This is a genomic window from Winogradskyella sp. J14-2 (assembly GCF_001971725.1).
GTDB lineage: Bacteria > Bacteroidota > Bacteroidia > Flavobacteriales > Flavobacteriaceae > Winogradskyella.
In genome coordinates, this window is the sequence record NZ_CP019388.1 from 1918431 (window position 1) to 1940363 (window position 21933).

The 21933-nt window shown below is 35.0% G+C and carries 13 protein-coding genes; 9 read left to right on the forward strand and 4 right to left on the reverse strand.

All coding sequences use genetic code 11. The annotated features are described in order from the left end of the window. Positions 1-9 precede the first annotated feature (9 nt). Complete coding sequence (gene recJ, locus BWZ20_RS08755) at positions 10-1701, reverse strand: single-stranded-DNA-specific exonuclease RecJ (RefSeq protein ID WP_076619113.1); 1692 nt, start codon at positions 1699-1701, stop codon at positions 10-12. A gap of 44 nt (positions 1702-1745) precedes the next feature. Continuing rightward, the gene (locus BWZ20_RS08760; RefSeq protein WP_076621314.1) at positions 1746-2162 is read right to left on the reverse strand and encodes an OsmC family protein; all 417 of its coding nucleotides are present in this window, start codon (positions 2160-2162) and stop codon (positions 1746-1748) included. Between the two features lie 228 nt (positions 2163-2390). Here BWZ20_RS08760 and BWZ20_RS08765 point away from each other — a divergent pair, with 228 nt between their 5' ends. From BWZ20_RS08765 to BWZ20_RS08775, 3 genes are all read left to right on the forward strand, one after another. Next, the gene (locus tag BWZ20_RS08765) at positions 2391-2993 is read left to right on the forward strand and encodes a carboxymuconolactone decarboxylase family protein (protein WP_076619115.1); all 603 of its coding nucleotides are present in this window, start codon (positions 2391-2393) and stop codon (positions 2991-2993) included. Between the two features lie 166 nt (positions 2994-3159). Continuing rightward, positions 3160-5988 carry a carboxypeptidase-like regulatory domain-containing protein gene (locus BWZ20_RS08770; RefSeq protein ID WP_076619117.1) on the forward strand — a complete coding sequence of 943 codons (2829 nt, stop codon included), beginning with the start codon at positions 3160-3162 and terminating at the stop codon, positions 5986-5988. A 5-nt stretch (positions 5989-5993) separates the two neighbouring features. Next, positions 5994-10568 carry a TonB-dependent receptor plug domain-containing protein gene (locus tag BWZ20_RS08775; protein ID WP_083677197.1) on the forward strand — a complete coding sequence of 1525 codons (4575 nt, stop codon included), beginning with the start codon at positions 5994-5996 and terminating at the stop codon, positions 10566-10568. 417 nt (positions 10569-10985) lie between these two features. On the opposite strand, the gene rsmI is transcribed toward BWZ20_RS08775, so the two are convergent. Beyond that, a complete protein-coding gene (gene rsmI / locus BWZ20_RS08780) occupies positions 10986-11654 on the reverse strand; it encodes a 16S rRNA (cytidine(1402)-2'-O)-methyltransferase (protein WP_076619121.1) in 669 nt (222 codons plus the stop codon). A 91-nt stretch (positions 11655-11745) separates the two neighbouring features. On the opposite strand from rsmI, the gene BWZ20_RS08785 reads away from it, so the two are divergent. Continuing rightward, positions 11746-15159 carry a gliding motility-associated C-terminal domain-containing protein gene (locus tag BWZ20_RS08785; protein ID WP_076619123.1) on the forward strand — a complete coding sequence of 1138 codons (3414 nt, stop codon included), beginning with the start codon at positions 11746-11748 and terminating at the stop codon, positions 15157-15159. On the opposite strand, the gene BWZ20_RS08790 is transcribed toward BWZ20_RS08785, so the two are convergent. After that, the gene (locus tag BWZ20_RS08790; protein ID WP_076619125.1) at positions 15156-15902 is read right to left on the reverse strand and encodes a hypothetical protein; all 747 of its coding nucleotides are present in this window, start codon (positions 15900-15902) and stop codon (positions 15156-15158) included. The genes BWZ20_RS08785 and BWZ20_RS08790 overlap by 4 nt on opposite strands. A 172-nt stretch (positions 15903-16074) precedes the next feature. On the opposite strand from BWZ20_RS08790, the gene BWZ20_RS08795 reads away from it, so the two are divergent. The 5 genes from BWZ20_RS08795 to BWZ20_RS08815 all read left to right on the forward strand — a co-directional run bounded on the left by BWZ20_RS08795 (position 16075) and on the right by BWZ20_RS08815 (position 21798). Next, positions 16075-16731, forward strand: a complete 657-nt coding sequence (locus BWZ20_RS08795) for a thymidine kinase (protein ID WP_076619127.1) — start codon at positions 16075-16077, stop codon at positions 16729-16731. Beyond that, a complete protein-coding gene (gene alr / locus BWZ20_RS08800; RefSeq protein WP_076619129.1) occupies positions 16715-17824 on the forward strand; it encodes an alanine racemase in 1110 nt (369 codons plus the stop codon). Before BWZ20_RS08795 ends, alr begins: the two co-directional genes overlap by 17 nt. A gap of 81 nt (positions 17825-17905) precedes the next feature. Beyond that, a complete protein-coding gene (mscL, locus tag BWZ20_RS08805) occupies positions 17906-18307 on the forward strand; it encodes a large-conductance mechanosensitive channel protein MscL (RefSeq protein ID WP_076619131.1) in 402 nt (133 codons plus the stop codon). Positions 18308-18493: 186 nt separating this feature from the next. After that, a complete protein-coding gene (locus BWZ20_RS08810) occupies positions 18494-19483 on the forward strand; it encodes an aspartate-semialdehyde dehydrogenase (protein ID WP_076619133.1) in 990 nt (329 codons plus the stop codon). A gap of 149 nt (positions 19484-19632) precedes the next feature. Next, positions 19633-21798, forward strand: a complete 2166-nt coding sequence (locus BWZ20_RS08815) for a prolyl oligopeptidase family serine peptidase (protein WP_076619135.1) — start codon at positions 19633-19635, stop codon at positions 21796-21798. Positions 21799-21933 lie beyond the last annotated feature (135 nt).

Consider the following 21933-nt stretch of genomic DNA (forward strand, 5'->3'; position numbering starts at 1 on the left):
GAATATGGTTTAGGATTTCAGATCTTTAACTCTCAATTGCAAACTCACATCTCCATTCCAATGATTTTCATCAATGGTGTAGGCTGCATCAAAGGTATTTTTGTTTTTAATAATATCTAATTTATCTCCCAATCCAAAACCAATGCAGATTATTGGATTACTGTTAGATTGTTTTGCTGTAAAACGCAAATGTTTATCGTCTTCGCCAACACATTTTCCCCAACCGGTATCTTGTACACCTTGTGTCATAAAAACTGGCGTCATATTTCCTGGTCCAAATGGTGCAAATTGTCGCATAATTCTATAAAGTTTATGATCTATCTGGCTAAGTTCTATCTGCAAATCTACCTTTAACTCTGGTGTTAATAGCTTCGGATCTATGGTGTCTTTAACAACAGTTTCAAATTTTGCTTTAAATGCCTCGTAATTTTCAGGCAACAACGTTAAACCAGCGGCATATTTATGGCCACCAAACTGCTCTATAAATTCCGAACACGCTTCTAATGCGTTATACACATCAAAACCTTTTACCGAACGTGCCGAAGCGGCTAATCTTTCACCACTTTTTGTAAATACCAATGTTGGTCTGTAATAGGTCTCAGTAAGCCTAGAAGCAACAATACCTATGACTCCCTTGTGCCAGTTTTCGTTATAAACAACGGTTGTAAATCGGTCCTGCTCTTCATTTTTTTCAATTTGAAGTAAGGCTTCTTCGGTGATGAGTCTGTCGGTTTCCTTTCGATCTGTATTAAACTGATCGATATCCACAGCATAACTCGCTGCTAGATTAAAATCGGTTTCAGTTAATAAAGTTACAGCATGGTTACCATGTTTCATTCGTCCTGCTGCATTAATACGTGGCGCCACAATAAAAACCACATCGATAATGGATAATTCTTCCTTTTTAACCTCTGCAATAATGGCTTTTATACCTGGTCTTGGATTATTATTTATAACCTGCAACCCAAAATAGGCTAAAGCTCTATTTTCGCCAACAATAGGTACAATATCTGCACCAATTGCTGTGGCTACCAAATCGAGATACTCGGTTAAATCTTCTGTAGTTTGGCCTTGTCCAGAGGCTAAAGCAGTGATTAACTTAAAACCAACTCCACAACCACAAAGTTCTTTAAAAGGATACTCACAATCTTCTCGTTTGGGATCTAAAACTGCAACTGCATCGGGAATTTCATTTCCTGGTCTGTGATGATCGCAAATAATAAAATCAATGCCTTTTTCTTTGGCATAGGCTATCTTTTCAATAGCTTTTATTCCACAATCCAGTGCTATAATAAGTGTAAAATCATTATCGTGAGCAAAATCAATACCTTGGTAAGACACACCGTAACCCTCTTCGTAGCGATCTGGAATATAGGTGGCTACATTCGCTGTTCTGGTTTTTAAATACGAGGACATTAAAGCCACAGCCGTAGTGCCATCCACATCATAATCACCATAAACTAAAATATTTTCTCCTTCAGTAATGGCTTGCTCTACGCGTGCAACGGCCTTGTCCATATCCTTCATAAGGTATGGATTATGCAAATCGTTATAACTTGGTCTAAAAAACGTCTTGGCATCTTTAAAAGTTTCGATGCCGCGTTGCAACAATAATGTCGCTACAATATCATCGACCTGAAGTGCGTTTTTTAAAGCTTCAACTTTTGATGTGTCTGGTTTTGGTTTTAGTGTCCAGCGCATAAAAATAGCTCCTTAAATTCCCAAAAGAGAGAACTTTTAATTAATTAATGAAAATGGATTTCGGTTTCAACTTTTGCAAACTGCCTAAACATTTCCATGACTCCACAATATTTTTCGACTGAAAGATTAACGGCACGTTCACACTTTTTCTTATTTAAATCTGAGCCGTAAAAATGATAGTCAACCTGCACACTGTGATAATATTTAGGATGCTCGTCGGTTAATTCACCTGAGACTTCAATTTTGAAATCATCAATCTCTTCATTCATTTTATTTAAAATAGAAATCACATCTAAACCAGAGCAACCAGCCAAAGAAGATAACATCATGGCTTTAGGAGCCAATCCAAAACGTTCTGTTTGCCCTTCAATATCTGTATCCATTTTTACGGTTTTTCCACTAGGGTTGTCCGATTCAAATGTTAGTCCTCCTTGCCAATGCGTAACTATTTTATGTGCCATTTCTTTTACTTTAATTTTTAGAACTGCTATATTGTACATTCAAAAATACTGAACTCATTTTAACTTTTTGAATTTAAGCGAAAATTAGATGTTTTTTGGTCTGTTGAAGGCTTTTTTAGGTTGCATAGCAGAGCTACGGAAGGAAAAAAAGATAAAATCAGAGCTGAAAACAACAATTTTTTAGCAGATTGAAAAAGTTAAAACGAGTTCTCTACTAAAAAAATAACTATGGCATTAGTAACTCCGTTATCTCCAGAACACGATTTAGAAACCAAAGCATTAGCAGAATTCTTTAATGAAACTTTAGGATTTTGTCCTAATTCGGTCTTAACCATGCAGCGCAGACCAGCTATTAGCAAGGCCTTTATTAATTTGAATAAAGCCGTAATGGCAAACGAAGGTCGTGTAACTTCAGCCTTAAAACGAATGATTGCTTGGGTTAGCAGTAACGCTACTGGTTGCCGATATTGCCAGGCACATGCTATAAGAGCCGCAGAGCGTTATGGTGCCGAACAAGAGCAACTCGATAATATATGGGAGTACAGAACGCATCCTGCTTTTAATGAGGCAGAGAGAGTGGCTTTAGATTTTAGTTTAGCAGCAAGCCAAGTGCCCAATGCGGTTAATGCCGAAATAAAAGAACGTCTCTACCAACATTGGGATGAAGGTGAAATTGTAGAAATGCTTGGAGTAATTTCATTATTTGGGTATCTCAACCGTTGGAACGACTCCATGGGAACAGATATTGAAACCGGAGCTGTAGAGAGTGCAGACCAATACTTAGGCAAACATGGCTGGGAAAAAGGAAAGCATGATGGAACTAAATACTAGATCGTTAGACAATTAGATTTCTAAATAAATTACAACTAAACCTTACCATTTCTGGTAAGGTTTTCTGTTTTATACACTTTACTCATTCATTTAGGTACTTTACTCATTCCTTATTTCTAGTCATTGAAGTTGATTTTACATTTGAAATCAACCAACACAAGCTACTATGGCTAGAATTTCATTTAAAATATTCGTATTGCTCATATTATTCCCAGTGTTCTGTTTTACTCAAGAAGGAACAGTAACAGGCACGCTCACTACTTCATCAGACGGCTTGCCCTTGCCTGGTGCTAGCATATTAATTAAAGGAACTACCAATGGAGTAGTTACTGATTTTGATGGTAATTACAGTATAACATGTAACGTAGGTGATATTATAGTTATTAGCTATGTTGGTATGGATCCAAAGGAAATTGCAGTAACAGCTGATATGTTTGGAGCCGTCCAAAAAACAGAGGTTAAGCGAGTAAAAGTAAAGCTTATTGAAACTGACGCTTACAGTGAAGCTTTAAAAAATAAAAAAAAGAAAAGTTTTAAAATACCCTCTATTGGTGATGCAAAACACCGTTACAATAAGAAAGACTATTACAACTACTTACGCAGGGTTAAAGACATTAATGTTGACCCAAAACATGTTATTCTAACCTATTTTAATCCGGATATTTATTTTCAGGTTGGTGTAAAATCTAACTTAAGTTTTCAATTTGTTAAGGAAAGTAACTTGCCAAAATTACAATCTTCTTTTAGCCAAGGTGCCACCGAAAATGGATCTATAGCTTTTTTAGGACCAGAAACGGGAAATGTCTTTTCCTATGGACCAAACCTAAATACCTTAGAGTTTGACGGAAGTAATTATATATATGACAACAACGGCAGACTGGTTATGCTAGGCAACGGAAATGGCATTAGCTCTAAGCAGTACAACAATAGCGTTTTAAACACAGCTGTTAATAGATTTACCAATGTGTATTTTGATGTTGATACCAATAACTGGACAACCGGAATTGACTTTAGTCATAAAAACACTGATGATATTTTTGGTAGAGCACAAAGTATCAATAACGATCTCGCACTCAACTTTAAAACGCTTAATGATAATAGTGAGAAACTAAACTGGAAATCTTTTGTTAAGTATAGTGACTGGAAAAACAACCAACCTAATATAAATGGATTTAGAAACAACCTCCTTTTAAACGCTTGGGTAACACCTGTGTCTTTTGACAATAGTCAGGGCAGCATTCTACCAGACAATACACAGCGCAGTTTTAGCCCAACCAACTATAACAATCCTGAATGGTTATTTAACAATAAAAACTATGATGCCAACACCTTATTTGTAGCCAACCTAGAAAACGATATAACTATTGGTGATGACTTTTCAATAGGAAGTCAACTTAGCTATAAAACAGCAGAAAACGAGCAAAACTTTGGTTTGTTTACCCATACTGTTGGGTTTGAAAACGGTTATCTCAGTAACAAAACTATAAAAAACAATAGCTTCAATGCTATGTTAGACTTACACTATGAAAAATACTTGGGAGATTTTACCATAGATGTACGTTCTGTTACTAGATTTAAAAATGAGCTATTAGATTATACATTCAAAGAATCTGAAGGATTTGATGCATTTACCTTTTCAAATCCAAACAATGCAAGTGTAATTTCTAATCGTATTAATAGAAATGTGCTAAGACCACATCAATCTATCGCTCTAGAGTATAAGAGACACTCTAAAATTGTATTTAGTAATACCGCGTATATCTCTTCCATTCAGAAAAACAAATTGATTTTACCTTCATCTTTTATAAAAGTTGATTTAGCAGATATTTTAGACATCTATGATTTTAGCGATTTCTCCCTCAGCACAACAAGTGCTTTTGATATTAATGAAATGCCTCTTTTTTACAACAATCAGAGTCATAACAGTCTGCAATTATTACCTTCAGAAAGTCTTAGCTACACTAGTAATATAGATTTATTTATTAACGAAGGCATAGATTTAGAAGAACGACACGATTATTCTTTTAATCTCGATTTAGGTTTTTATTTGTGGGATGTATATTGGGATTTCACTGCAAGCTATTTTGGTTCAAAAACCAAAGGAAGTGTATTTCCTGTTTTGGAAGGCAATCAATTTCAACTTCAAAATATTGCAGATATTACCAATAAAGGTTTAGAGCTACAATTGGATGTTTCTGAAAGGTTTGGCTCTGTGCGTTGGAATAGCAGACTAAGCTTCATGACCAACCAAAATAAGGTTACCAAACTATATAATAATGAAGAGCGTGTGCCAATTGCAGGTTTTCAGAATGTATCTAAAAATTTAATCGTTGGTCAACCGGCTGGTGTTATTGTAGGAACTGCTTTTGAAAGAGACACTCAAAACAACATTATAATAGACAGCAATGGCTACCCAATTGTAGACACAGAACAACAAATTATTGGCAATCCTATACCAGATTTTACTCTTGGTTTTTCTAATCAATTTACCTGGAAGAAATTAAAATTCAATTTCACGTTAGACTACCAAAAAGGCGGAGACACTTGGAATGGCACTCAAAATGTACTCAACTATTTTGGCACATCGCAACAATCTGCAGATCAAAGGAACATTACAAATTATATTTTTAATGGTGTAAATGCACAAGGCAATACAAACACAATTCCTGTAGATTTTTATAATCCTGAAGATGGTATTGAAAACAACCGATTTGTTCGCTATGGCTTCAGTGGTGTTGCAGAAGAAGCCATTGAAGATGCTGGCTATCTTAACCTAAGAACCTTTGAACTTTCTTATGATTTTTCTAAAAACAATCATGATTTTTTCAGACAAGTTGAAATAGGGCTTTACGCTCATAACCTCATCACATTTACAAAATACAGCGGAGCATCTCCTTATTCATCACTTTTTGATACCAATTCTGGACATAATCTTAACTTTTTCAATACTCCTTTAATGAGTGAAGTTGGGCTAAAAGTCATCTTAAAAATATAAATATTATGAAAAAACGTATACAGAACACTAAACTTTTGATGATTGCCGGACTTTGCTTCTTCACGTTGCTGTCTTATAAAGCTTTTGAAGCATTTAATAATCCATTAGAGAAGATATACACACAAACCGACAGACCGTTCTATTTTCCTGGAGAAACCATTTGGTTTAAATCTTACATCGTCGATACAGACAATACTATTACGACCATCAGTGACGTGATGCATGCGGAATTAATTTCGCCTAAAGGTGCTGTTGTTACTTCCTTAAACCTTAATGTAAAACAAGGATATGCTTACGGAAATTTTGATATAAGCTCGGATTGGGTTGGTGGCATTTATACTTTAAAATGCTACACCAATTGGATGCGTAATTATGGTGAAGATTCATTTTTTACCAAAAAAATCACTATACAAAAAGTGGTAAAACCTAAACTGTTACTTAATTTAAAATTCGAAAAAGAAGGCTACGGAAAATCCTCTGAGGTTATCGCAAATCTCGAAGTTAAGGATTTAAAAAATCAACCTTTATCACACACGGAAGTTACGTATAAAGTGAGTGTAAAAGGCACAGACATTATAAATGATGTTGTGGTTACTGATAAAGACGGTAAAGCCAAACCTAGCTTTACATTGCCAGAAGACTTGGAGTCTGTTGATGTGGTTTTAAACGCTTTGGTATATCACAAAGGCACCACAGAATCTATCTCAAGAGCTGTTCCTGTGGTTTTAAACACTATTGACCTTCAGTTTTTGCCAGAAAGCGGCAAAATTGTAGCTGGCACTTTAAACAAAGTTGCCTTTAAAGCTCTTAATGAATTTGGAAAACCAGTAGATCTCAAAGGAGATATTGTTAATGCAAAAGGAGAAACCATTTCAACTTTTGAAAGTTTTCATGATGGCATGGGAAGCTTCAATTTTAACCCAAACAAAGACGAGGTGTATTATGCTAAGATCACAGAACCTTTCCGTTCTGAGGAATTAATTCAGCTACCAAAAGTGTACGAAAACGGTGTTCGGTTTTCTGTTACAACCGACAGTCTATCAACCAATTTAGATATTTTTTCAACCTACAGTACACCTTTATTTCTTGAGGTTTCAAATGCAAGTACATTGCTCTTAAAAAAGGAAATTGGTCTCAAAAAAAATATAGGTTTAAACACTTCAGAATATCCTATGGGTATTACCAAATTCAGTCTAAAAAATGAATATGGCAGTACGTTTGCAGAGCGTTTGGTGTTTCTAAATCCTCACAAAAAACTTCATGTAGACCTCAGCCTAGATAAAGAACAATACAATACCAGAGAGAAAGTAAAACTTACTATAAAAACATATGATGAGAAGCAGAATCCTGTTCCTGCAAACTTATCATTAGCTGTTGCAGATAATAAATTACTGTCCTTTGCGGATGATAAGCAAGACCATATTTTATCTTACGTATTGATGTCTTCTGAATTGAAAGGTAAAATTCATAAGCCAGATTTTTTCATGAATCCAAAAGAGCCAAAATCTAAAAAAGCAATAGATTATGTAATGCTAACGCATGGTTGGCGAGACTATATTAATGCTCCTACAGTTACTAAGGAGAATGCACAATATCTACCAGAACAAAGTGCCATACAAACTGGTGTGGTACTCAATAAAAAAGGAAAACCAACACAAGCACATTTGCTGCTTTTTGATAGTAAGGGAAATAAAGTTTTGGTTTTTGATACCGAAGAAGATGGTTCGTTTGCTTTTAAATTCAACAATAATTATCATTTGACTTTATTAGCCTATAATGACAATGGAGAACATGTTACTATTAAAGAAACAACCTTAAAAAAAGGAAACTATTACAGCCAAACACCAACTAAAACCATAGAAAACAAAGAGAATATTAAATCTTTTATTAAAAATGAAAAACCGCTACAAAAGGCTATTAAACAAAAGGCACAAATCTCTGTCGGTCTAGAAGAAAATAAAAATGGCTTGGACGAAGTTGTCGTTGTGGGTTACAGTATTACACGTAAAAAAAGCTTTGCAGGTGCTGCATCAATTGTGTCTTCAGAAGAGATTGCATCAAATGGTAATTCTGTATTAAATGCTTTGGCTGGTGAGGTTGCTGGTGTAAACGTAATTAATCGTAGTGGACAACCAGGAAGCGCGCCAACGGTTAGAATCAGAGGTTTTGGAAGTGTATCGGGTAATAATCAGCCTCTTATTGTGGTAGATGGTGTGCCTTACGATAGTTCGGCCTTGGGTGACATCAATCCGCAGCTAGTAAATAATGTGGTTATTCTAAAAGATGCTGCTGCAACTAGCATATATGGTTGTAGAGGTTCTAATGGTGTAATTCTTATAAATACAAAACACGGAAAATATCCAAATAGTAGTGGCGCAATAAAACGATTAAATAACAGAGATTATAAAAATTACGCTGTAAAGCAATTTTACCACTATAACCAAAACTACACAAACACTCCAAGAAGTTTCTACATGCCAATTTATGAAGGAAAAAATCTACCAGAAGAGCGTACCGATTTTAGACAAACCATATACTGGAATCCTGTTGTACAAACTAATGCTGATGGTGTTGCCAAAATTGAATTTTATAACTCTGATGCCGTAACGTCGTTTAAAATTTCTGCTGAAGGCATTGGTTATAATGGCCTTGTAGGCAAAGCTGACAAATTATACGCTACCAAGAAATTATTGAACATAGACATTAAAACACCTAATTACATGGTGCTAAATGACACGATTTCATTACCAATTACCATTACAAATGAAACTGAAAAAGCCATGGAAACTAATTTAAAGTTTCTATTACCTGAACATTTAAAGTTGGTATCGTCTATTGACGAAAAACTAAACGTGGAAGCTAAAAACGCTGTCACCAAAACCATAGAAGTTATACCTATTGAAAAGGGTAGAGACTTAAACATTTCCATTCTGGCAGAATCTGAAGATTATAAGGATATCATAAAGAAAAAGGTAACCATTTTAAGCCCTTATTTCCCAACTTCTTTATCACTGTCTGGTTCAGAATCTCAACTGTTTGACTTTGAAATTAACCATGCTGTTAAAAATAGTATTACCACAGAGTTTAATATTTACACAGACATTGTAGGTGATGTTATGGATGGTATTGAGTCATTAATCCGTCAGCCTTATGGATGTTTTGAGCAAACATCATCTTCAACATATCCTAATATTATGGTCTTAAAATACCTTAAGGAAGCTGGCAAAAGCAATCCTGAAATTGAAGCTAAAGCCCTAGATTTTATAAAACAAGGCTACAAAAGACTTATTGGTTTTGAAACTTCTAAAGGTGGTTTTGAATGGTTTGGTCATACTCCTCCTCACGAAACCTTAACCGCTTATGGTATTTTGGAGTTTACCGAAATGAAAGAAGTATATGATGGTGTAAGCGACAAAATGATTTCCAGAACTGTAGATTGGCTTTTAAGCCGAAAAGACGGTAAAGGTGGTTTCAAAAAAAGTAAAAAAGGCTATGATAGTTTTGCTAGTTCTCCAACAGATGTTGCCAACGCCTACATTGTCTATGCATTAAGCGAATCTGGTGTCAATGCAGATTATATGCTAGAATATAACACAGCCTATTTAGATGCTGTAAAGATTAATGACACTTATAAAATGGCATTACTAGCTATGACAAGTCATAACCTCAATAAAGAAGAGAACTTTAAAACACTTTTAACCAAAATAAAAACAAATATTGAGGAGTATGGTTTTGAAAAAATACCTGTAGAAAATACAATTACCAGATCTTACGGCAACTCAAAACAGATAGAAACCGTAGCGCTTACAACATTGGCTTTAATGGATGAAAAAAACGAAAATACTATGCTTGTAACAGAAGGTGTAGATTATCTGATTAAGCAACGTAAAAACAACCGTTTTGGCTCTACACAAGCAACTGCTATGGCTCTTAAAGCTCTGATTAATTACACAAAAAGTCAAAAGCAAAAAATACTTGAGGAAAACGATGATATCACGTTAGTAATTAATGGTAAATCGATAACTAAAAAACTAGAACTTTCAGACGACGGAAAAATTACCATTAACGGTTTTGAGAACTATCTAAAACAAGGAGAACAGACTATTGCAGTTAAGTTCAACAACACAAAGGCAACATTTCCTTATACTTTGAATGTGAATTGGGATAGCACGTTACCAGATAGCTCAAAGGCTTGTCCTTTACAACTCGAAACAACAATTACTGGACAAAACCACATGGTTGGCGATAATGTAAGTTTTAATATCTCTGTTGCAAACACCAATGCAGAACCCTTGGGTATGGTCACCACAATTGTTGGTATACCATCTGGAACAACAGCTCAACCTTGGCAACTAAAAAAGATTTTAGAAGAAAATAAGGTGGCTTTTTATGAGGTTTTTGATAATTATCTGGTGTTTTACTGGCGAGAATTTAAAGCTTCAGAAACCAAAAATATTAGATTAGATTTAAAAGCTGATATTGCTGGCCATTACCAAGCACCTGCTAGTACTGTTTATCTGTATTATGGAGATGAAAACAAAAATTGGATCTCAGGAAATACAGTTGAGATTAAAGATTAGTAATTTCTCATATATTTTAATGTTAAAAAACCTCATCAGAAATGGTGAGGTTTTTTTGATTTATAATCTGTTGAAACCCTTATCAAATCAAATAAGATTATAATTTACAAATCACTGTCCTTTTTTATTATCTGTACTCACTTTAAATTGCAAAAACAATGTCAAAGCAAACTATAGTTGCCTAATTTAATTTGACTTAAAAAACAAATAAATAATGGAAGTATATTTAATATTAGCAGGAAAAGTTTTACTTGTAGAAAGATTAGGGATAAGTAAAATAATTCAAATTGTACTATTAAGAATTCTTTATCCAAAAGCTACCTTGAAAGATCTTGAAAGTTTTATTAAAAACACTAAAACAAAACTTAATTTTCCAAAATTATGGAAGTAGTTCATCTTACTTGTCATTAAGATGTATTACTTCTTCCCACCAACCACAATAACAATCTCGCCTTTTGGTGGTTTGTTGGTGTAATGTTCTAAAACTTCCTTTGCTGTTCCTCTTACAGTCTCTTCATAAAGTTTGGTAAGCTCTCTCGATACGGAAACTAGTCTGTCTTCACCAAAGTACTCACAAAAATGTCCTAAGGTCTTTACTAACTTATGTGGACTTTCGTAAAAAATCATAGTTCGATTTTCTTCTGCTAAAAGTAACAATCGGGTTTGGCGACCTTTCTTTACTGGTAAAAAACCTTCAAACACAAACTTATCGTTTGGTAATCCACTATTTACCAAGGCAGGCACAAAAGCTGTCGCTCCTGGTAAACATTCTACTTCAATATTATTTTCTACACAAGCTCTAACAAGCAAAAATCCAGGATCGGAAATGGCTGGCGTACCAGCATCACTAATCACAGCAATTGTAAGTCCGGACTTTAACTTTTCAATGAGATTATTTACCGTTTTATGCTCGTTATGCATGTGGTGACTTTGCATATGTGTGGAAATTTCAAAATGTTTTAAAAGCTTTCCAGATGTTCTAGTGTCTTCGGCAAGTATAATATCTGCTTCTTTTAAAACGTCAATGGCCCTAAAAGTGATATCCTTTAAATTTCCAATTGGTGTTGGAACTAGGTATAGTTTCATGTGTTATAAATCTTAATCTCAAATTTACAATCTTTTGAATATCTTAACGCAACCATTTGTAAGAAACTACATCTAAATAGAAAACCAACCTGTGAAGAAATCACTTTGTCTTTTATTATTCCTTTTATGTAATGCCTCTTTTTTATTTACCCAAACCACAGATTTATCTATAAACATTGAGGCTCAAAATCTTGATGGCACTCCTATTTCGCAAGTAGATATATATGAAGATTTTCAATATTTAATCACGCTGTCTAATTCTGGTAATACTGTTAGTAACGCAAGTATTTCCATAGATTTTGATGATGAGATTACTATAATTTCAACAAGTTCTCAAAATAATATTAACGGAGCGTCCGATGTTTCAGGTATTGTAATTACAACAAATGTTTTGACAGCTACTGTGGCTAATATGCCCAACAACTCTAGTGTAGAACTCTTGGTTTTAGTCTCTGCGCCAACCAACTTAGGTGGTATTGCAGTTAATGGAACAATAAGTCCACCAACAGGTACCACTGATACAAACACTAGCAATAACCAATCTATTATTTCTATTGACGTGTTGGACATTATTATTGACTTTGAGGTGACTCATAGCCAAATTTCACCTACTCCAGGAACACCTGTTAGTGCTTGGGGAGACCAGGTTACTTATCAATTTACTATTACCAATAATAGTGAGATAGACTTTCCGGTGGACATTATTAGAGGTCGATTAATTTTAACATCAATGGTTGGTAACGGTCAGCCATTTGCACAGTTCATTTCTTTGGAATGCATTGATAGCACTAACGGAACTATGTGTCCTGATCTAACAGGTCTTACTACGGCTTCTACAACTGTAAACTCATCAAATAGCGTTACGGCTCCAACATTATTTAATTTTAATGATGGTGCTGAAATTACTTCAGGAGGAAGCATCACTTTTGAAATGGTTTATCGCTATACCAATTTTTCATGCTCGCCAAACCCGATGCCTATTATGGTTGATAGCTTTATTGAAATAGATTTAAGTCATACTAATGTCTCACCAAACCAATCCAACTTTGTAGAAACTATTCTTCCAAACGCAGACCAATGCCCAACAACAGATGTTTGTATTGAAACCGAAATTATTGATCCCACAGACACTACAGATATAGACTATAATGAAGCCATTACTTTAGTTACAACAGTATGTAATAATGGTCCTTCTGAGGCTCCATTGTTTTTCTTTATTCAAAATTTATCCGCAAATGTCGATTGGGACATCATTTCTGTTAGTTGTACAGCAACTACCGGACTTGTTGCTTGTGAAGATTTTACAATTTCAGATAATGGTCAATTATGGGTTACGAGTGAATTTGTACTGCAACCTAATACTACAATAACTATTGAGACTGTAGTGATTTTTCTTGAACCTCCATGCAACCCGTTTCCAAATCAGGTGGACGCCACAATAAAAAGTCAGATAGTACTCCTACCTACTCAAACTATAGATATAAATCCTGATAATAATTTTTACTATAACTATCTAACACTTCCTACTGAGGAACCTTGCGATGAAGAGGATATTTCTGATATTGAAGTTACAAAAACTCAAATCTTTCCTGAATTACCTATTGGGAGTACGCAAACAAATACTGCAGAATGGGGAGAAATAACCTACGAGGTTACTGTAACTAATGATGGTGATACGGATGAGCCCATACAAGTGCAAGATCACATGCCTGTTCCATTGGGTGATGACGTACCTATCACCGGAACTTTAGTGAGTGTCGAGTGTTCAGGAACAACCGGTACTGCCTCTTGTTTTACTATTGCAAATGCTAACATAGGTGTTAGTTTTGATGGTGTTACTGAAGACGGTAGTTTTGACACTTTTTGGGAAATTTTGCCCGAGGATAATTGGATACTTCCAGCTAATAGTTCAGTGTCGTTTACCGTTACCGTAGATTGGCAGCCAGAATGTTCTACATTACCTATGATTGCTACAAATTACGTGCGAGTAAATTATGTAATCAATGTTCCTGAGACTAATCTAGGCAATAACACTGCCTTTGTACAAACATACTTTGCGCCTTGTATAGATTTAGTAGTACAAACGTATCCTGAATTTGCCCAAGTAGATACTGAAGAAGCTTTTGATTGGATTGTAGATATTAGCAATAGTGTAACAAGCTCTAGCGCTATTGATGTACAATTTGAAAATATCTTAGATAATGCTTTTACTATTTTAGGTACACCAAACTGTAGCGTTACATCTGGTAGTGCTACTTGTATTTCTACATTCAACATTAGTGGCAATTCTATAACGGGTATTATTCCCACAATGGAAGCAGGTTCTACGGTTAGAGTCACTATTCCTGTTGCTGCTCCAAGTTTTGGTGGTGGGTTTAACAATATTGCCGAAGCTTTTCCGAGTGCAGCAGATAATGAAGAGTTAACTCCCGAAACCAACATTTCAGTAAATAGTGTTCAGGTGATTTCGCCAATATTAGAAAAAATGTTTGTGCCAAATACAATTTTAGAAGGAGGCGAAAGCGAATTAATTTTTACGGTTTATAACATCGCAACCAATCCAACTCAAAACGGTATAGCATTTACGGATAATTTACCAGCAGGCGTAACCTTATCTTCATCTCCGGTTTGGGTAGAGGCTAATGGTTGTACAGCTACATTTACTGGAGCTACTGGCGACACTTTTGTTGGAATTACGGATTTAGCCTTTCCGAACGGAGTTGAGAGCTGTACATTTTCAGTAATGGTAACATCAGACATTGCTGGTGCGTATCTTAATGACTTTCATAACATAAGTGACACCAATAACCTAGATGCATCACAAGTAAGTGCTACTTTAAATGTTATTGTAGATACTTCTAATGTTGATATTGAAATTTTAAAATCTGTTGAGCCAACAGAAGCTATTGTTGGCCAGGAAGTAACATTTAACATCACTGCAACAAATGTGGGTACAACTCAAGCGTCTGCCGTTGAAGTTTTAGACGCACTTCCAATTGGGTATGAGTACATTTCTGCAACAGTTAGCTCTGGTGTTTTTGATGATAGTACATTTTCTTGGTCAATCCCGATTTTGGATCCTAACCAATCCGAAACTTTACAAATTAGTGTTTTGGTGGTTTCATCAACCGATTTACTTAATGTTGCTTTTTTAAATGCATTAAATGAAGTAGATAGAGATGAGACCAACAATGAAGATGAAGCGATTGTAGAAATATCTAATTGCCTATCTATACCTCAAGGTGTTTCTCCTAATGGAGATTTAGAGAATGATTATTTGGTAATTCCTTGTATAGAACGCTTTCCTGATAATAGAATTAAAATTTATAACCGTTATGGTACATTAATCTACCAAACCAATAATTACGATAATACTTGGGATGGCAGATCAAATAGAGGTATACCTGAATCGTCAGGGTTACTTCCCGTTGGTACGTATTTTTACATTTTAGAAATTAATGGATTAGCAAAACCATTACGAGGCTACGTTTATCTTAACTATTAACTGAATTTGCCTTCAACAATTTCTATAAAGCGCTCTTCGTAGTCTTCCTTGCCTTCCCAGTTGTTATAATCTGGCTTTACCATATCGTAGATAAGGGCTCTGGCTTCTGCTAGAGAGTCTGTAGTGTTTATTTGAGAGATTACGCGGTCATAGTCTTCATTTTTACCTTCAAAAAGATGTTTTATAAAGGCTAATTTATCATTCAATCCAATCTGTAATCCATTCCCTTTTAATTTATCGTTTAATGATTTTTTAGCTTGCTCAGCTTCACGTTTTTTAGCCTCTTCAATAGGTTCAAATTCTGGAATATGTGCAAAGTCTGAACTTATGTTTTCAAATTCTACAGGAGATGGCTTTTTATTTGCAACCACTTCTTCAACCATTACATCAACCTGTTGACTCTCACTGGGCATTTGAGCCACCATATCTTTTATTTTTTCCATTACGGGTTCCATAATGTCATCGTCCTCTACTTCATCAACATTAACATAGGTTTTATTACCTATTTCTATGTTGTCACTTATAGTATTGTTAAAGGCTGCGTCTAACATACCAAAAAAAGAAGAGTCATTGCCAATTGTAGGCTTGTCGTCTTCAAAATTCTCTTGTGCAAATTTTAAAACCGTAAGCTTCTCATAAAGCTTTGTAACCGCTTCATGCATTCTATCGACATCTTCTCTACCTTTTAATTTTAAAATACTGTGCGCAATACTGATTAATTCTGATTCTAACTTCTTTTTCATGGGATCTAGGTTTAATAGTTCAGTAAATTCATTTAAAACGTCTTAAAACTATACTATTTTTATTTAAAAAGAAATAGTAGATGTTTCACCTTAATTACTTTTGATTTTTAATATTTTTGATTGACCTTTATACAAACGAAAATACATTACGTTTTAGTGCTAAATTTACAAAATGTTTCTCGAAAATACGGTAAATCATAAAGAACAATTTGGATGGATTGAGGTGATTTGTGGATCAATGTTCTCTGGTAAAACCGAAGAACTGATCCGCAGGTTAAAGCGCGCTCAGTTTGCGAGACAAAAGGTTGAAATTTTTAAACCTACGGTAGATGTAAGATATGATGATGACATGGTGGTTTCTCACGATTCTAATGAAATTAGATCTACTCCGGTGCCTGCGGCAGCCAATATTCCAATTTTAGCAGATGGTTGTGATGTCGTTGGTATTGACGAAGCACAATTTTTTGATGATGAGATTGTAAGAGTTTGTAACGATTTAGCCAATAAGGGAGTTCGTGTTATTGTTGCTGGTTTAGATATGGATTTTAAAGGTAATCCGTTTGGCCCTATGCCTTACCTTATGGCAACTGCAGAATATGTTACAAAGGTTCATGCCATTTGTACCAAAACAGGAAATTTAGCTCAGTATAGTTACAGAAAAGCACAAAGCGATGATTTGGTCTTACTCGGTGAAGTTGAAGAATACGAACCTTTAAGCCGTGCTGCTTTTTATAAGTCCATGCTTAGAGATAAAGTGAGACAGATGAAAGTAAAAGATGCCGAAGAAATCAATGCTAAAGAAAATAAATCTGATGCCGAAAGCGAATGAAACTGTTCTGGAAATTGATTTAGGTGCGCTAACACATAATTTCAATTACATAAAATCTAAATTACAGCCCAACACTAAATTCTTGGCGGTTGTTAAAGCGTTTGCCTACGGAAGCGATTCTATCGTTGTAGCCAAACACCTAGAAAAATTAAATGTTGATTATTTAGCAGTAGCCTATGCAAAGGAAGGTGTTTTACTAAGAGATGCAGGTATTACAACACCTATATTGGTCCTGCACCCACAGCCAATTAATTTTAAAACAATCATAGAACGCTGTTTAGAGCCCAGTATATATAGTATAAGAATTTTAGATGAATTTATTAGAACCGCTGAAAACCAATCTCAAAAAGACTATCCCATTCATATTAAGTTTAACACAGGCTTAAACCGCCTTGGTTTCTGCAAGAATGACGTGGATTATATAGTTTCAGAACTAAACAGAACTACCTCCATAAAAGTAAAATCCCTTTTTTCGCATTTAGCAGCTAGTGAAGATAAAAATGAAACTGACTTCACTAATCATCAAATAACGTTGTTTAAGTCTATAGCAGAAGATTTTAAGTCTAAATTAAATTATAGTCCTTTGTTGCATTTATGTAATACTTCTGGCATTATAAACTATCCCAAAGGACAACTAGACATGGTACGAAGCGGCATAGGACTCTACGGCTTCGGAAACTCGGCAACTGAAGATGCTCAGCTAAGGCCAATCGCAAACTTAAAATCTGTGATTTCGCAAATTCATAAAATTGAAAAAGACGAAACCGTAGGATACAACAGAGCTTATAAAGCCAAAAGTGTTCAGACAACGGCAACAATACCCATTGGCCATGCTGATGGTATTACAAGAGTTTATGGTAAAGAGAAGGGGTTTGTGTTTATCAATGGAAAAAAAGCCCCAATTATTGGTAATGTATGCATGGACATGATCATGGTTAATATTTCAGATATTGACTGCAAAGAAGGAGATGAGGTCATCATCTTTGATGGCTCTCACAAAGCCTCTAATGTTGCAGAGTCTTCAGGCACAATTTCTTACGAAATAATTACGGCAATTTCACAACGTGTAAAAAGAATTATCATCTCTGACTAGGTTTTTTTAACAAATTGTATCTTTTTTACTTATTTTAGTAATTCACTAACACATATACTAACTATTTTAAAACACTAAATTATGTTAAAAGAATTTAAAGAATTTGCAATGAAGGGCAACCTTGTAGATATTGCAGTCGGTTTTGTAATGGGTGCTGCATTTAACAAAGTTGTAGCATCATTTACAGGCGGAATTGTATCACCTCTAATTGGTTTGATATTTGATTCTGATTTTAAAGCATTAAGACACAAATTAAAAGATGGGGAATTAAACGACGCAGGCGAAATGGTAGGAGAAGTTTGGTTAGAGTACGGTACATTTTTAACAAACGTTATTGATTTTATAATCGTTGCATTTGTAATGTATATGGTTGTAAAAGGAGTTAACAAAATGAAAAAGAAAGAAGAACCAGCACCAGAAGCACCTGCTGGTCCGTCTGAAATTGATTTACTAATGGAAATTAGAGATTCTTTAAAAAAGTAGGTAAACCGTAGCTACCGCTGCACTACATATTTAATAACTAAACCCAGCCTAAATAGCTGGGTTTTTCTTTGTTAAAGTTAAATAATTAACACCTTTTTTTTAATTGTTAAAAGGTCTTGTTTAATTGAAAGTACGCTCTTTTTTTTATGTAATTTTACGTGATATTTATTTAAAATCATTTATAAAATGAAAGTAGCTGTAGTAGGTGCAACCGGCTTAGTAGGCAGTGTTATGTTAAGCGTTCTTAAAGAACGTCATTTCCCAATTGATGAATTGCTATTAGTAGCATCAGATCGTTCGGTTGGTAAAACACTAAAATTTAAAGGAAAACAACATAAGGTTATAAGTATTTCTGAAGCTGTTAAAAAACGTCCGAATATAGCTCTATTCTCAGCTGGTGGAAATACATCTTTAGAATGGGCACCCAAATTTGCAGAAGCAGGTACTACTGTTATTGATAATTCTTCTGCATGGAGAATGGACTTAACTAAAAAACTTGTGGTGCCAGAAATTAATGCAAGCCAATTAACCAAAGACGATAAAATTATTGCAAATCCCAATTGCTCAACCATACAAATGGTCATGGCTTTAGCTCCACTTCATTATAAATATAAAATAAAGCGTATTGTTGTATCTACATACCAATCGGTTTCAGGTACTGGAATAAAAGCTGTAGAACAGTTAGAAAACGAAATAGCTGGCAAAAAAGGTGATATGGCTTATCACTACCCTATTCATAAAAATGCTATACCTCATTGTGATATTTTTGAAGAAAACGGATACACAAAAGAAGAAATGAAACTGGTAAGGGAAACTCAAAAAATTCTAGACGACAAAAGCATTGCCGTAACCGCAACAGCAGTAAGGATACCAACAGCAGGTGGACACAGTGAAGCCATAAATGTTGAATTTGAAAACGATTTTGACTTAACCGAAGTAAGGCAAATATTAGATAATACCCAAGGCGTTACAGTACAAGATAATCTAGACGTTAATGTCTATCCAATGCCCATGTATGCCAACGGAAAAGATGATGTGTTTGTCGGAAGAATACGTAGAGATGGCTCTCAGCCCAACACACTAAATCTTTGGGTAGTGAGCGACAATCTTAGAAAAGGGGCTGCTACAAATACTATTCAAATTGCAGAATACCTCGTTAAAAATAATTTGGTTTAAGCCTACACGTACGTTTTTAGACGCGTTCTAAATTTTGTATCTTACATCGCATTGTATCTAACAAGCTATCGATGGCTCTTTATGTCTAAAAACACCTCAGTAAAGTCTGTAGTATAGCCTTATATTGAGATTTAACTAAACCTTTTATTATGAAAAAATTACTACTAATTACTACATTACTAAGTATTTTTGTTTGTTTAAAATTAAACGCTCAACAATTGATTCAACCAAAACTTCAATACCCAGAAACAAAAAAGATAGATCATGTTGACACCTATTTTGGCCAAGACGTACAAGACCCTTATCGCTGGTTAGAAGATGACAGAAGCGATGAAACCGAAGCCTGGGTAAAATCTCAAAACCAAACCACTTTTGGCTATCTAGACAATATTCCCTACCGAGAAGAATTAAAAGAGCGCCTCACCAAACTATGGAATTATGAAAAAATTGGCTCTCCGTTTAAAGAAGGTGATTACACCTATTTCTACAAGAATGATGGGTTACAAAACCAGTACGTCATCTACAGATATAAAAATAATGCCGACCCAGAGACTGCAGAGGTCTTTTTAGATCCAAACACCTTTAAAGAAGATGGAACAATTTCATTAGGTGGCCTTAGTTTTTCCAAGGATGGCAAAACATTAGCATATTCAATTTCTGAAGGCGGTAGTGATTGGAGGAAAATTCTAATAATGAATGCTGAAACCAAGGAAATCGTTGAAGACACCTTAGTCGATATTAAATTTAGTGGTATGTCTTGGTACAAAAACGAAGGCTTCTATTACTCAAGCTATGACAAACCAAAAGGGAGTGAGCTTTCTGCAAAAACAGACCAACACAAAGTCTATTATCATAAGCTAGGTACTAAACAGTCTGAAGATCAATTGATATATGGTGGTACTCCAGAAGAAAAGCATCGCTATATTTATGGTGGTGTAACAGAAGATGACCGCTATCTCATCATCACACCTAGAGTCTCTACCTCAGGAAATAAGCTTTATATAAAAGACCTTACCAAACCAAACGCTCCTTTCGTTGAAATTTTAGGACATACTGACTCAGACTCAAATATCATAGAAAATGTAGGCTCCAAGCTCTATATTATGACAAACCTTAATGCTCCTAATCAAAAAGTTGTTACTGTAGATGCATCAGACCCAAAACCAGAAAATTGGGAAGATTTCATTCCAGAAACCGAAAATGTACTTAGCCCTTCTACAGGAGGCGGTTATTTCTTCGCAGAATATATGGTAGATGCTGTTTCTAAAGTTTTGCAGTATGATTACGATGGTAAACTTGTAAGAGAAGTAAAGCTACCTGGCGTTGGGAGTGCTGGTGGGTTTGGTGCTAAAAAAGAAGACAAAGAATTGTATTATTCTTTTACAAACTATGTTACTCCTGGCAGTATTTACAAATATAATATTGAGGGAGGAACATCTGAATTATACCGTAAACCAAACATAGACTTTAATCCTGAAAATTACGAAAGTAAACAAGTGTTTTATACCTCTAAGGATGGCACAAAAGTTCCTATGATAATAACGCACAAAAAAGGTTTAGAGCTCGATGGTAAAAACCCAACTATATTATACGGTTATGGTGGTTTCAATATCTCTCTTACACCGAGTTTTAGTATTACAAATGCCGTATGGATGGAACAAGGTGGAATATATGCTGTAGCTAATTTGCGTGGTGGTGGAGAGTATGGAAAAAAATGGCATAATGCAGGTACTCAAATGAAAAAACAGAATGTTTTTGATGACTTTATTGCTGCAGCGGAATATTTAATTTCAGAAAAATATACCTCATCAGATTATTTAGCTATTAGAGGCGGATCAAACGGAGGCTTACTAGTTGGCGCAACAATGACGCAAAGACCAGATTTAATGAAAGTTACATTGCCTGCTGTTGGTGTTTTAGATATGTTACGATACCACACTTTTACTGCAGGTGCAGGTTGGGCATACGATTATGGTACTGCAGAGGATAGTAAAGAAATGTTTGATTACTTAAAGGGTTATTCTCCTGTGCACAATGTAAAAGAAGGTGTTGAATATCCAGCAACATTAATTACAACAGGAGATCATGATGATAGGGTGGTTCCTGCACACAGTTTTAAATTCGCGGCTGAATTGCAAAGTAAACAAACTGGCGGTAACCCAACTTTAATAAGAATAGAAACTGACGCAGGTCATGGTGCTGGCACTCCTGTAAATAAAACCATTGAACAATACGCTGATATTTTTGGGTTTACGTTTTATAACATGGGCTTTAATGTTCTACCTAATAAAACAAAAGAAAAAGTAAAAGGTTAATTTGGTATTTTCCCAAACCTGGTATTTCGTGCCGTTTATCTTTTTTATTTAATTATAAACGATTTAATTAAAAAATCTTAAATTTAACCCTATTTTTGTTAAAAAAGTAGGGTTTTTTCTGTTTAAACTGTAATG